This is a genomic window from Microbacterium sp. HD4P20, assembly GCF_019449275.2.
Taxonomy (GTDB): domain Bacteria; phylum Actinomycetota; class Actinomycetes; order Actinomycetales; family Microbacteriaceae; genus Microbacterium.
Map to the genome: position 1 here is coordinate 625,725 of NZ_JAHZQZ020000014.1, position 13,272 is coordinate 638,996.

Here is a 13,272-nt window from a genome sequence, read left to right on the forward strand (position 1 = left end):
TTCAGTGTGTGCTCGGGGTGGGCAGTCCGTCGGTCAGCGGCGGCGGAGTGTTCGATACTCCGCTGTCCGTCGACGCGTCTGCGACCTCCACCGGCACGCCGTCGATGGTGGCATCGGGCACGGTGACCAACGGCGTGTCAGCGATCAGGGCGTTGGGGACGGCGCCGCGCCCGATCGCGTCGATCGACGACGATCCCATGGCAACCTCGGAGGCGCCGAGAATGGCACCGTCGCTCAGGCGCAGGTAGGACGGCGACTCGTCGATGACCATCCCCAGCGCGGCTGCGTTGGCCGCCAGGTACTGCGGTGAGCTGAGCCCCGCGACGTCGTCGTAGAGGATCTGCTTGTCGTAGGTGAGCTCGCGCTGCTGCTGGGCGAGGGCCGACAGCTCGTACGATCCCTGCGTCGTCATGATCGACAGCGCCATCTGTGCACCGGCGATGAGGAATGCGCCGAGCACCGCCACGACACCGTAGAGCAGTTTCGGCCGCCGTCGACGCGCCGGTGCTTCGACAGCGCGGAGCCGCCGATCGGGGGCATCCCGCCGGTCCGGTGCGATGCGTCCGCGGGGACCCGGGGCGGTCGCGAGCGCGTGCGAGGTCGTGCTCATACGTCCTCCCTCACTCGTTCTGCGGCGCGCAGACGCACCGGTGTGGCCCGCGGGTTGGTGGCGCGCTCCTCATCGGAGGCGAGCTCGGCGCCCTTGACGAGCAGTCGGAATCTCGGGGCGTGCTCGGGCAGTTCCACCGGCAGCCCCGCCGGCGCCGTCGAGGCCTTCGCCTCGGCCAGCGCCCGCTTGACCAGACGGTCTTCGAGGGACTGATAGGCGAGCACGACGATTCGTCCGCCGACGGGCAGGATGCCGAGGGCCGAGGGGACCGCGCGCTCGAGCACCGACAACTCACGATTGACCTCGATGCGCAGCGCCTGGAACACCCGCTTCGCGGGGTGCCCGGTGCGCTGTGCCGCGTACGGCGTCGCAGCGATCAGGATCTCGACGAGACGGCCCGAGCGCTCGATCGGAGCCTCCGCGCGCGCCGCGATGATTGCGCGCGCATAGCGCCCGGCGAGTTTCTCCTCGCCATAGCGCTCGAAGATGCGGCGCAGGTCGCCCTCGCCGTAGGTGGCCAGGACGTCAGCGGCGGTGGTGCCGGAGGACTGGTCCATGCGCATGTCGAGCGGCGCGTCCTTCGAATACGCGAATCCGCGGTCGGCGACGTCGAGTTGCAGCGACGAGACGCCGAGATCGAACAGGATGCCGTCAGCCTTCGCGAGGCCCGCCGACGCGACGGCATCCGCGATCCCGTCGTACACCGTGTGCACGAGCGTCACGCGATCGCCGAACCGGGCGAGCCGCTCGCCGGCGATACGCAGGGCATCGGTATCGCGGTCGAGGCCTACCAGGTGCAGTCCCGGGAATCGCTCCAAGAACGCCTCGGAGTGGCCGCCCATGCCGAGCGTCGCGTCGACGAACACCGCTCCGTCGCGTTCGAGCGCGGGTGCCAGCAGTTCGATGCAGCGGTCCAGAAGGACAGGCGTGTGGATGTCGCGGAGGTTCATGATGTCAGGGCCTCTGCCGTGCGTCTTCCCCAGATCCTGATCCCCATCCGCTCTCTGACCTGGCGCCGGGGAAGTGCGTCAGGGTGTGAGCGGCTGGGAGTCAGGACCGAGGGCGTCAGAACAGGCCCGGGATCACCTCCTGCTCCAGCTCGGCGTAGGTTTCTTCGTTGGCTTCGGCGTAGGTGTTCCACGCGGTGGCGTCCCAGATCTCGGCGTGAGCGCCGACACCGGTGACGACGAGGTCGCGCTCGAGGCCCGCGTAGGCGCGCAGCGGCGGCGGGATCGTGATGCGGTTCTGGCTGTCGGGCTTCTCAGCGCTCGCCCCCGAGAGGAACATGCGCAAGAAGTCGCGGGCCTGCTTGTTGGCCAGCGGTGCTTCGCGGATGCGCTCGTGCACCCGCTCGAACTCCTCCGTGCTGAACACGTAGAGGCAGCGGTCCTGTCCGCGCGTCACGACGACACCGCCGCCGAGGTCATCACGGAACTTCGCCGGGAGGATGACGCGACCTTTGTCGTCGAGCTTGGGAGTGTGCGTGCCCAAAAGCATCGGTCCACCACACCCCCTTCGTCCGGCCCCCCGGGTTGCACGCCACTTTACTCCACTCTCCTCCACTTCACCACCATTGAACCGTTCCGCCACTCCCTGGCGCCCCCCAGTGACGTTCGGGCCACCGCTCGGAGGCAACAAAAAAGCACCGACCCGAAGGTCGGTGCTCAATTGGCCGATGTCAGCCGGCGTGGAGGCTCAGCTCTCCCCTTGCCGCCTGTCCCAGCGATCATTCATGCGATCCATGAAGGAGGAACTCTTCTGAGGTGCTCTCGCGGTCTGATCGGGTTCGGTCCGGACCCGCCCCGGACCTCGTCCGGGGGTGACCGCCAGAACCACGCCGCCGAGCATGATGACGAAGCCGATCACGCCGACGACGATGAGTGGCACCGATACCCCGACGATCAAGCCGCCGAGGCCCAGCAGCACGAGGATCGTGCCGTAGACGATGTTGCGATAGCTCAGGCTGCGTCCGCCCTGGGGCGCGCTGACGACATCTGCGTCGTTGCGCATGAGATGGCGCTCCATCTCGTCGAGCAGGCGCTGCTCCTGTTCGGAGAGTGGCATGCATCCCCCTCTGTACTTCCGTTGGCTCGATTCTACGCGTGCCGTAGATCACTAGGCTAGGCCCGTGTCAGGCCCCGCAGAGACGATCGAAGCCATTTCCCAGCGACTCGACACCTTCGTCTCGGCTCAGCGGTCGGATATCGCGGATGCCGGAGCCGAGGCGGCGCTCTTCGTCGACTCGGCCGCACGCGCGACATCGGGCGGAAAGCGACTGCGCGGAAGGTTCTGCGTCGCCGGGTGGAGCGCAGTGGAGGAGACGTCCGGCCGCCCCGCCGCGCTGTCCACCGCCGTGGTGACCGCGTCGGCCGCGCTCGAGCTCTTCCACGCAGCGGCACTGGTCCACGACGACCTGATCGACAACTCCGACACGAGGCGGGGTCGCCCATCGACCCATCGCGCGCTCGAGGCCGCGCACCGCGATGCCGGATGGACCGGCGACGCCGCCGCTTTCGGCAGGTCGTCGGCCATCCTGCTCGGCGACCTCCTCGTGGCGTGGAGCGACGACCTCTTCGAGGAGGGACTGGCGGCCCTCCCTGCCGACCGTGCGGTCGCCGCGCGATCCGAGTACGCCACGATGCGGCGCGAGGTGACCCTCGGGCAGTTCCTCGACGTCGCCGAGGAATCGGCCTTCCTGTCGGAGCCCGACGACCGGCACGCCGAGCGTGCGCTGCGGGTGGCATCCTTCAAGTCCGCCCGATACAGCGTGCAGCAGCCGCTCGCCGTCGGCGCCGCTCTCGCCGGTGCCGACGCCGCGCAGGCCGCCGCCCTTGCGGCCTTCGGCCACCCGCTGGGTATGGCATTCCAGCTGCGTGACGACGTGCTGGGTGTCTTCGGGGACGAGCGCGAGACCGGTAAGCCGTCCGGGGACGATCTGCGAGAGGGCAAGCGCACCGTGCTGATCGCGTACACGCGCGAGGCGGTGCCGTCGACGTCGCGGCGCCTCATCGACGAGCTGGTGGGCGATCCGTCGCTCGACGCCGGGCAGATCGCGTCGCTGCAGCGGACCATCGCCGACAGCGGCGCGCTCGAGCGAGTCGAGCAGCTCATCGCGCGCTATGCCCACGAGGCCGATCGCGCACTGTCGGGTGCACGGCTCGGAAACGCCGCGGTGGGCGAGCTGCGCGACCTGGCGCGTGCGGCCACCGTGCGGGTGGCCTGAGGTTCAGGCGAGCGTCTGGGCGACGCGTCGCACCTCGCTCTTGCGGCCGGCACGCAACGCCTCGATCGGTGCGATGCCGATCGACTCCTCCGCAGTCAGCAACCAGTCGATGGCCTCGTCGTCGCTGAAGCCGGCGTCGTGCAGCACGATGACGGTGCCGCGCAGCGACGCGATCGGGTGGCCGTCCCTGACGAACAGCGACGGAACCTTGAGCGCCCCGTCGCGACGCGATCCCACGAGATGAAAGTCGTCGAGCAGGCGCCGGACTCGACCCAGCGGTTCACCCAGCACCTCCACCAGCTCGGGGAGGGTGAGCCATTCGGTCTCGATGCGGGAGGCGTCGTCAGTGGTCACACAGCAACTATCTCAGATCGCACATGGCCGGAGCCACGCCGGCCTCCGCTCGAATGAAGCCCCAGTAACCCCATCTACCCCAGAAGCCACACATATAACACCTGTTGACAGTAATTGACATCCGTGACACGGTTTTCGGAGTCGACTGAGGGGGGAAATCTCGTGCGACAGACCAGCCGCACCCGTCGCCAGGGTGTTCCGCGTCCACTCCTGACCGGCGTTCCCATCGCCGTCGTCGGCTCGATCGCGCTGTCGCTCACCACCGCGCCAGCCCACGCCGTTCCTGGCGGCGCGGAGCCTCGGACCACCCCCGACCGCGCGGCATCCGGCATCCGGCCGCACGCGATGAAGTCCGGCAACCCTGCGGTCGCCGCGGTCGAGCAGAGCACCTACACGGTGCAGGCCGGCGACACGGTGAGCGCGATCGCCTCGCGATTCGGCGTGCGCACGGCCGACCTGCTCGCCCTGAACGGCCTCGGGTGGAAGTCGATCATCTACCCGGGCCAGGTATTGACGCTCGTCGGCGGCGCCGCGGCTCCGACTGCACCCACGTCGGCGACGGCGGCGAGCTACACGGTCCAGCACGGCGACACCGTGAGCGCGATCGCCAAGCGCCACGGCGTCAGCACGCACGCCGTGCTGGCGGCCAACGGCCTCGGATGGTCGTCGATCATCTTCCCCGGACAGACCCTGGCGCTGCCGGGCAACACCGCACCTGCCGCCGCCGCTCCGGCGCCCGCGCCGGCGCCCGCGCCGTCACCGCCGGCTGGTACCACTTACACGATCGTGGCCGGCGACACCATCAGCGCCATCGCGAAGCGGCACGGAGTCGGCACGGACGCCGTGCTCGGCGCCAACGGCTTGGATCGGTCGTCCATCATCTATCCGGGCCAGACGATCGCCATCCCGATCGCGGCCGTGGCCGCTTCCGCACCTGCAGCGCCCGCCGTCGCGGGCCTGGACGCCGAGCAATCTGCCAACGCGCAGCTGATCGTGCGCGTGGGTCGCGAGCTGGGCGTACCCGATCGTGGCATCGCCATCGCCCTCGGCACCGCGATGCAGGAGTCCTGGATCCGCAACCTCGACTGGGGCGACCGTGACTCCCTGGGTCTGTTCCAGCAGCGCCCGAGCACCGGCTGGGGCACCGAGGCCGAGGTTCGCGATCCGGTGCGCTCGATCAAGGCGTTCTACGGCGGGGCATCCGATCCGAACGGCTCGCGCACACGCGGACTGCTCGATATCCCGGGCTGGGAGGGCATGTCGTTCGCCGGCGCCGCGCAGGCCGTGCAGATCTCGGCGTACCCAGAACGCTACGCGCAGTGGGAAGCCCCCGCGTACGCCTGGCTGGCGGCGCTGGGCTGATCCCGACACGCGCCGCGGCCGTGCCCTGCGATATCCGGCATCCGGCGGATTCCGGGCATCGCCCGCGCGTAACGGTACGGTCGCAGGGTGCGCCGCTCCGCGGGCTCGCAGGTGCGCGTCCGTAGACTCTCAGCGTGAGCACGAGTCAGCAGACGGACCCGCTGATCGGCCGTCTCGTCGACGGTCGGTACCGAGTGCGTGCTCGCATCGCCCGCGGAGGCATGGCCACCGTGTACGTCGCCACCGATCTGCGGCTCGAACGCCGCATCGCCCTGAAGGTCATGCACGGCCATTTGAGCGACGACACCGTGTTCCAGAGCCGGTTCATCCAGGAGGCGCGCGCCGCCGCTCGCCTGGCAGACCCGCACGTGGTCAACGTGTTCGATCAGGGCCAGGACGGCGACATGGCGTACCTCGTCATGGAGTATCTGCCCGGGATCACACTGCGCGAACTCCTGCGCGAGCAGCGACGTCTCACCGTGCCGCAGGCCGTCAGCATCCTGGACGCCGTGCTTTCGGGCCTCGCCGCCGCACACAAGGCCGGCATCGTCCACCGCGACGTCAAACCTGAGAACGTCCTGCTGGCCGAGGACGGCCGCATCAAGATCGGCGACTTCGGTCTCGCGCGGGCGACCACGGCGAACACCGCGTCGGGCGCGCAGCTGCTCGGCACGATCGCCTACCTTGCGCCCGAACTCGTGACACGCGGTACCGCGGACGCCCGCAGCGACATCTACGCCCTCGGCATCATGCTGTACGAGATGCTGACGGGCGAACAGCCGTACAAGGGCGAGCAGCCGATGCAGATCGCATTCCAGCACGCCACCGACTCCGTCCCCCGACCGAGCGTGAAGAACCCGGGCGTCCCCGAGCCGCTCGACGAGCTCGTGCTCTGGGCGACCGAGCGCACGCCGGACGATCGCCCGATCGACGCCAGCGTGATGCTCGAGCGTCTGCGCGAGATCGAGCGCGAGCTCGGCATCACCCCCGCCGTCACGCGAACGACGGCCATGGGCGTTCCCCGCGACGACGTGACGGCGACCGGCGAACTGACCGCAGTGCTGCCCGCCACCTCGACGACAGTTCCCACCGCCACCATGGAAGAGGCCGACAACGCCGGCCGGCTGCGTCGCGCCACCAAGCGCCGCCGCACGAAGGGCGCATGGCTCGTCACCGTCGTCGTGCTTCTCGCGGCCCTCGCGGCCGGGACCGGGTGGTGGTTCGGCTCGGGCCCCGGCTCGCTGATCGCGGTGCCCGACGTGTCGGGTGGGACATTCGCGGCAGCGCAGGAGCGGCTCGCACAGGACTCGCTCGTCGCCGTCGAGCGCGGCGAGAGCAGTCTCGAGGTGCCGGCGGGCACAGTGATCCGGACCGATCCCGTGAGCGGCACCCGTGTGGACCGCGACGCGGAGGTTCTGGTCTACGTCTCGCTCGGCCCTGCTGAAGTGCAGATCCCGCGATTCATCGACAGCACTGAGACCGATGCTCGTACCGGACTGGACGCACTGGAAATCCGTGTCGACGCCGAGAACGCGGGGTTCTTCACCGACCCCTCGCCGGGAACCGTCGTCGGTGTCATGGTGACGCCCGCGGACGGTTCGGAACCGTTCCCGTGCGGCGACGGCTGCACCGCTCATGAGGGCGACGCCGCTCAGCTGTGGGTGTCGCTCGGACCCGTCCCCGATGTCGTCGGCGACAGCGAGGGCTCGGCGCGCAGCACGCTGGAAGGCGTGAATCTGATCGTCGCCGATGAGAGCACGACGGAGACGAGCGAGACGATCGAGGAGGGCCGTGTGATCCGGGTGGCGGGCCCGGACCGGTGGTGGCAACCCGGAGACAGCGTCACCCTCGTCGTGTCGACCGGCCCGCCGCTCTTCGAAGTGCCGCAGGTGGTTGGAGACACGCGCGACCAGGCGATCGACAAGCTCGAGGCGGCAGGCTTCGAGGTGGACTTCGCGCCGTTCTTCGGTGTGGTGCCGAATGACATCACCGAGGTGACGGCATCCGACCCTGCCGCCGGCGAGCTGCGTGTACGCGGAACCCGCGTCTACATCCAGCTGACCGTCACCGGCTGACGAGCGATTCCGCGACAGAAAGAGATTCCAGGATGCCTCGGGTGAGGCATCCGGGAATCTCTGCGTCGTAAAGGCGCAGGGGCGCGTCAGCGCTTCTCGAGCTCCTCGGCCACGAGGAAGGCCAGCTCGAGGCTCTGCATGTGGTTCAGGCGCGGATCGCACAGCGACTCGTAGCGGGTCGCTAGAGCGGCCTCGTCGATCTCTTCGGACCCGCCCAAGCACTCGGTGACGTCGTCGCCGGTGAGCTCGACGTGGATGCCGCCCGGGAACGTGCCCACAGCGCGGTGAGCGTCGAAGAAGCCGCGCACCTCGTCGACCACGTCATCGAAGCGACGCGTCTTGTAGCCGGTCGGCGTCGTGATCCCGTTGCCGTGCATGGGGTCGGTGACCCACAGCGGCGTCGCACCCGAATCGCGCACAGCCTCGAGCAGCGGCGGCAGCGCGTCGCGGATCTTGCCGGCGCCCATACGGGTGATGAAGGTGAGACGACCGGGCTCGCGCTGGGGGTCGAGCTTGTCGATCAGCGCGAGCGCCGTCTCTGGGGTGGTCGAGGGGCCGAGCTTCACGCCGATCGGGTTGCGGATCTTCGAGAAGTAGTCGACGTGCGCGCCGTCCAGCTCGCGCGTGCGCTCGCCGATCCACACGAAGTGCGCCGAGGTGTTGTAGGGCGTGCCGGTGCGCGAGTCGATGCGCGTGAGGGGACGCTCGTAATCCATGAGCAGACCCTCGTGGCCGGTGTAGAACTCCACACGCTTGAGCTCGTCGAAGTCGGCGCCCGCCGCCTCCATGAAGCGGATCGCTCGGTCGATCTCGTTCGCCATGCGCTCGTAGCGGACGTTGGCGGGGTTCTTCGCGAAGCCCTGGTTCCACGAGTGCACCTCGCGCAGATCGGCGAAGCCGCCCTGCGTGAAGGCGCGAATCAGGTTGATGGTCGATGCGGCGGTGTGGTACCCCTTCATCAGCCGCTGGGGGTCTGCCTGGCGCGAGCCCTCCGTGAAGTCGTAGCCGTTGACGATGTCACCGCGGTACGCCGGCAGGGTGACCTCGCCGCGCGTCTCGGAATCGCTCGAGCGGGGCTTGGCGAACTGCCCGGCCATGCGACCCATCTTCACGACGGGCATGGAGGCGCCATAGGTCAGGACGACGGCCATCTGCAGCACCGTCTTGATGCGGTTGCGGATCTGCTCGGCGGTGGCACCCGCGAAGGTCTCGGCGCAGTCGCCGCCTTGCAGCAGGAACGCGCGTCCCGACGCGGCATGGGCCAGGCGCTCGCGCAGGTTGTCGACCTCGCCGGCGAAGACCAACGGGGGCAGGGTTGCCAGCTCGGCGGACACCGCGGCCACCGCGTCGGCGTCAGGCCATGCGGGTTGCTGCTTGATGGGCAGGGTCCGCCAGTGGTCGAGCGCGTCGAGCTGCTGAAGCATCCCTCGAGTCTATCGGCGCGATCATGCCACCCGGCGCCGCGTGACGAGGGTCACCGTGGGGTCATCGAGCCGGGGTCTTCAGCCGGTCCTTCACGCTGGACGCGTAGACGTCCTCGTACTCCTGCTCGCCGAGTCGCTGCAGCGAGACCATGATCTCGTCGGTGATCGAGCGGAGGATGTACCGGTCTCCCTCCAGCCCGTAGAAGCGCGAGAAATCCAATGGCTCGCCGATCACGACGCCAACCCGCACGATGCGTGGCATGCGCGTGCCGATCGGCATCATCGTGTCAGTGTCGACCATGACCACCGGCACCACGGGCACGTGAGCCTCCAGCGCCATGCGGGCGATGCCGGTGCGGCCCCGGTACAGCTTGCCGTCCGGGCTGCGAGTGCCCTCCGGGTAGATGCCGAGCAGGTCGCCACGGCCCAGCACCTGCAGTCCGGTATTGAGGGATGCCTCGGACGCCTTGCCGCCGGAGCGGTCGATGGGGATCATGCCCGTGGCCTTGAAGAACATGCGCGTGGACCAGCCCTTGAGGCCCTTGCCTGTGAAGTAGTCGCTCTTGGCCAGGAATGCGACGGGCCGGTCGATCATGAGGGGCAGGAACACCGAGTCGACGAACGAGAGGTGGTTGCTCGCGAGGATCGCCGCACCCTCGACGGGCACGTTGCGGCGGCCGATGATCCAGGGGCGCCAGATCGCCTTGACGATCGGGCCGATCACCACGTACTTCATCAGCCAGTAGAACATCGTCTACGCCTCCGCGGATGAGAGGTCGGCGGCCCCGATGAGGCCCGCGTCGTTGCCGAGTTCGGCGATAGCGAACTCGGCGACCGGGCGATCGCCGTAGCCGGGTAACGACGTCTCATAGGCGATCCGCACCGGCTCGAGAAGCTCATCGCCCAGCTGCGCCACTCCCCCGCCGATCACGAACAACTCGGGATCGAGCACAGCCTGAAAGCCTCCGCAGGCCTCCCCCAGCGCGGTGGCCACGCGGCGCAGCGCTTCGACAGCACCCTCGTCTCCGGCCAGAACCAGGCGCGACACGGCTGGCCCGGTGATCGTGCCCTTCTCGGCGCGGACCGCGGCGAGGGCGGCGCCGATGCCGCCGGCATCGGCGATCGCGTTGGCCTCGCGCTGCAGAGCGCGTCCGGACGCGTACTGCTCGAGGCATCCGTTCTGCCCGCACCCGCAGGGCAGGCCGTCCCGGATGAAGCGCATGTGGCCGAGCTCGCCGCCGATGCCGTGACCGCCACGGAAGAGCGCGCCGTCGATCACGACCGCCCCGCCGACGCCCGTCCCCATCGTGAGCATCACCATGTGCTCGACGTCGCGACCCGCGCCGAAGCGGAACTCCGCCCATCCGGCGGCGTTCGCGTCGTTCTCGATCGTCACCGGCATGTCGATGCGGGCCTCGAGCACCGCCTTGAGCGGCTCGTTGCGCCACGCGATGTTCGGCGCGTGGATGACAGTGGCGCGATCCCGGTCGATGAAGCCAGCGGCGGCGACGCCCACGGCGCCCACATCGTGACGCGTGGCGAGGTGGTGCGCCATGTCGATGACCGCGTCGGCGAGTGCTCCGGTGTCGATCGGCGTGTCCACGCGGAGCTTCTCGACGATGCGGCCCTCGCCGTCGACGACACCTCCCGCGATCTTGGTTCCGCCGATGTCGATCCCGACCTTGAGCACTGCACTCCCTCTCCGGCCGCCGCGCGTGCGACAGCGCCTTGAAGTCTAGCGAGCGGCCGACCTTCCACACCCACACTGGTCGTCACGCGACAGCGGATTAGACTCGGACCAGATCCACCCGAGATTCATCCATCCGGTACCGAAGGAGCTGCCGTGGTTCAGTTCGAAGTCCCTGCGATCGTCCCCGCCGACCCGCAGGCAAACATCACCGACCTTCTGGTCGAACGTGTCAAGCAGACACCCGACCGGGCGCTCTTCGCCGTGCCGGACGGAGACGGCTGGCGCGACATCACGGCCGCCGACTTCCAGCGGCAGGTGATCGCCCTGGCGAAGGGCTTCGCCGCCGCCGGCCTCCAGCCCGGCGACAAGGTGGGGTTCATCGCGCGCACCACCTACGACTGGACCCTGGTCGACTTCGCGCTCTTCTTCGCCGGGGCCGTGATGGTCCCGATCTACGAGACCAGCTCTCCCGCGCAGATCGCCTGGAACCTCACCGATTCCGGCGCGATCGCTGTGATCACCGAATCCGCCGATCACAGCGCCCGGGTGGAAGAGGTGCGCAGCGAGTTGCCGCTGATCCGTTCGGTGTGGGAGATGGCCCGTGGCGACCTCGACACGCTCGTCGCCGATGGCGCGACCATCACCGACGATGAGATCGAGCGCCGCCGCAACATCGCGAACGGCGCCGACATGGCGACGCTCATCTACACCTCGGGGTCGACGGGGCGCCCGAAGGGCTGCGTGCTCACCCACAGCAACTTCGTCGAACTGACGCGCAACTCGGCCAAAGCGCTGAGCGACGTCGTCCAGACTCCCGGCGCATCCACCTTGCTGTTCATCACGACGGCGCACGTGTTCGCCCGCTTCATCTCGATCCTCAACATCCACGCGGGCGTCAAGACCGGCCACCAGCCCGACACCAAGCAGCTGCTGCCTGCTCTCGGCTCGTTCCAGCCCACGTTCCTGCTCGCCGTGCCGCGCGTCTTCGAGAAGGTGTACAACTCGGCCGAGCAGAAGGCCGAGGCCGGCGGCAAGGGCAAGATCTTCCGCGCCGCCGCGCACACGGCGATCGAGCACTCCGCTCTCCTGCAAGAGGGCAAGAAGATCCCGCTCATGATGAAGATCAAGTTCGCCCTGTTCGACAAGCTGGTGTACTCCAAGCTGCGGACGGCCATGGGCGGCCGCGTGACCTACGCCGTGTCGGGTTCGGCGCCGCTCGGTCCGCGGCTAGGGCACTTCTTCCACAGCCTCGGCGTGACGATCCTCGAGGGCTACGGCCTCACCGAGACCACCGCGCCCGCGACGGTCAACCTGGCGAACAAGTCGAAGATCGGCACGGTGGGCCCGGTGCTCCCCGGCGTCGGCATCCGCCTCGCCGAAGATGGCGAGATCCAGGTGCGCGGCATCGACGTGTTCAAGGAGTACTGGCGCAATCCCGAGGCCACGGCCGCGGCGTTCGACGGCGACTGGTTCAAGACCGGTGACATCGGTTCCTTCGACCAGGAGGGCTTCCTCACGATCACCGGACGCAAGAAGGAGATCATCGTGACCGCCGGCGGCAAGAACGTGGCGCCGGCCGTGCTCGAAGACCCGATCCGGGCGAACCCGATCGTGGGGCAGATCGTCGTCGTCGGCGACCAGAAGCCGTTCATCTCGGCGCTGATCACCCTCGATCCCGAGATGCTGCCCACGTGGCTGGCGAACAACAACCTCCCCGGCGACATGTCGCTGGACGAGGCCGCCAAGAACCCGGCGGTGCGCGCAGAGGTCCAGCGCGCCATCGATGAGGCCAATGCGCACGTGTCGCGCGCCGAGTCGATCCGCAAGTTCACGATCCTCCCGACGGAGTGGACCGAGGCCAGCGGCCACCTCACGCCCAAGATGAGCATCAAGCGCAACGTGATCCTCGACGACTTCGCCGGCGACGTCGACGAGCTCTACGCCGTGCCGGTCAACACCACGAACGTCTCACTGTCGTAGGAGACGACGGATGCCGCGGCCCGGGCCTTCTCGAAGGCTCGGGCCGCGGCATCCTCGCGTCAAAACCAGTCGGACTCGCGGATCTCACGCATGGCGATGCGGCGCTCCTCGGGAGTAAGCCGGTCGAGGTAGAGCGTGCCGTCGAGGTGATCGGTCTCGTGCTGCAGGGCCTGGGCGAGCAGACCATCGCCCTCGACCACGACCTCGTTGCCGGCGAGATCGATGCCGACGACCTTCGCGTGCGGGTAGCGGACGGCGTCGTGCCAGAGTCCGGGAACTGAGAGGCATCCCTCGCCGATCGGCTCGGGGTCGCCCGAGGTCTCGACCAGCACGGGATTGATCACATAGCCGATGTCGCCGTCGATGTTGTAACTGAACGCTCGCAACCCGACGCCGATCTGGCAGGCGGCGAGACCGGCGCGGCCGGGGAGCTCGACCGTGTCGAGCAGATCCTTCACCAGGGCGCGCACGCCGTCGTCGATCTCGTGGATCGGAGCGCTGACCGACTTCAGGACGGGGTCGCCGAAGACGCGGATGGGACGAACTGCCACGGG

Annotated in this window: 13 protein-coding genes; 4 read left to right on the plus strand and 9 right to left on the minus strand. The window is 68.7% G+C overall.

The genetic code is table 11. The annotated features are described in order from the left end of the window. Nucleotide 1 precedes the first annotated feature (1 nt). The 4 genes from K0817_RS11250 to K0817_RS11265 form a co-directional block, all read right to left on the minus strand. Nucleotides 2-610 (minus strand): hypothetical protein, encoded by a 609-nt coding sequence (locus K0817_RS11250; RefSeq protein WP_219981508.1) that lies wholly within the window; start codon nucleotides 608-610, stop codon nucleotides 2-4. After that, on the minus strand, nucleotides 607-1,560 hold the full coding sequence (gene rsmH, locus K0817_RS11255; RefSeq protein ID WP_219981509.1) for a 16S rRNA (cytosine(1402)-N(4))-methyltransferase RsmH: 954 nt from the start codon (nucleotides 1,558-1,560) through the stop codon (nucleotides 607-609). The genes K0817_RS11250 and rsmH overlap by 4 nt, the downstream gene beginning before the upstream one ends. Nucleotides 1,561-1,675: 115 nt before the next feature. After that, complete coding sequence (gene mraZ, locus K0817_RS11260) at nucleotides 1,676-2,107, minus strand: division/cell wall cluster transcriptional repressor MraZ (protein WP_219981510.1); 432 nt, start codon at nucleotides 2,105-2,107, stop codon at nucleotides 1,676-1,678. Nucleotides 2,108-2,305: 198 nt separating this feature from the next. After that, the gene (locus K0817_RS11265) at nucleotides 2,306-2,674 is read right to left on the minus strand and encodes a DUF3040 domain-containing protein (protein WP_219981511.1); all 369 of its coding nucleotides are present in this window, start codon (nucleotides 2,672-2,674) and stop codon (nucleotides 2,306-2,308) included. A 64-nt stretch (nucleotides 2,675-2,738) separates the two neighbouring features. Here K0817_RS11265 and K0817_RS11270 point away from each other — a divergent pair, with 64 nt between their 5' ends. Then, entirely contained in the window at nucleotides 2,739-3,833 is a 1,095-nt protein-coding gene (locus tag K0817_RS11270; RefSeq protein WP_219981512.1) for a polyprenyl synthetase family protein, read from the plus strand. Nucleotides 3,834-3,836: 3 nt separating this feature from the next. Here the strand turns inward: K0817_RS11270 and K0817_RS11275 are convergent, their stop codons facing one another. Continuing rightward, nucleotides 3,837-4,187 carry an Rv2175c family DNA-binding protein gene (locus K0817_RS11275; protein WP_253735315.1) on the minus strand — a complete coding sequence of 117 codons (351 nt, stop codon included), beginning with the start codon at nucleotides 4,185-4,187 and terminating at the stop codon, nucleotides 3,837-3,839. 162 nt (nucleotides 4,188-4,349) lie between these two features. Here K0817_RS11275 and K0817_RS11280 point away from each other — a divergent pair, with 162 nt between their 5' ends. Together K0817_RS11280 and pknB are read left to right on the plus strand one after the other, a co-directional pair. After that, on the plus strand, nucleotides 4,350-5,549 hold the full coding sequence (locus tag K0817_RS11280; RefSeq protein ID WP_253735316.1) for a LysM peptidoglycan-binding domain-containing protein: 1,200 nt from the start codon (nucleotides 4,350-4,352) through the stop codon (nucleotides 5,547-5,549). A gap of 134 nt (nucleotides 5,550-5,683) precedes the next feature. After that, nucleotides 5,684-7,624 (plus strand): Stk1 family PASTA domain-containing Ser/Thr kinase, encoded by a 1,941-nt coding sequence (gene pknB / locus K0817_RS11285; RefSeq protein WP_219981513.1) that lies wholly within the window; start codon nucleotides 5,684-5,686, stop codon nucleotides 7,622-7,624. An 86-nt stretch (nucleotides 7,625-7,710) separates the two neighbouring features. Here pknB and K0817_RS11290 read toward each other — a convergent pair whose 3' ends face one another. The 3 genes from K0817_RS11290 to K0817_RS11300 all read right to left on the minus strand — a co-directional run bounded on the left by K0817_RS11290 (nucleotide 7,711) and on the right by K0817_RS11300 (nucleotide 10,738). After that, entirely contained in the window at nucleotides 7,711-9,048 is a 1,338-nt protein-coding gene (locus K0817_RS11290) for a class II 3-deoxy-7-phosphoheptulonate synthase (protein ID WP_219981514.1), read from the minus strand. A gap of 61 nt (nucleotides 9,049-9,109) precedes the next feature. Beyond that, nucleotides 9,110-9,799 (minus strand): 1-acyl-sn-glycerol-3-phosphate acyltransferase, encoded by a 690-nt coding sequence (locus K0817_RS11295; protein WP_219981515.1) that lies wholly within the window; start codon nucleotides 9,797-9,799, stop codon nucleotides 9,110-9,112. 3 nt (nucleotides 9,800-9,802) lie between these two features. After that, nucleotides 9,803-10,738 (minus strand): ROK family glucokinase, encoded by a 936-nt coding sequence (locus tag K0817_RS11300; protein WP_219981516.1) that lies wholly within the window; start codon nucleotides 10,736-10,738, stop codon nucleotides 9,803-9,805. 153 nt (nucleotides 10,739-10,891) lie between these two features. On the opposite strand from K0817_RS11300, the gene K0817_RS11305 reads away from it, so the two are divergent. Next, nucleotides 10,892-12,718 (plus strand): AMP-dependent synthetase/ligase, encoded by a 1,827-nt coding sequence (locus tag K0817_RS11305; protein WP_219981517.1) that lies wholly within the window; start codon nucleotides 10,892-10,894, stop codon nucleotides 12,716-12,718. Between the two features lie 59 nt (nucleotides 12,719-12,777). On the opposite strand, the gene K0817_RS11310 is transcribed toward K0817_RS11305, so the two are convergent. After that, nucleotides 12,778-13,269, minus strand: coding sequence for a peptide deformylase (locus K0817_RS11310; protein ID WP_219981518.1), 492 nt, complete (start codon nucleotides 13,267-13,269; stop codon nucleotides 12,778-12,780). Nucleotides 13,270-13,272 lie beyond the last annotated feature (3 nt).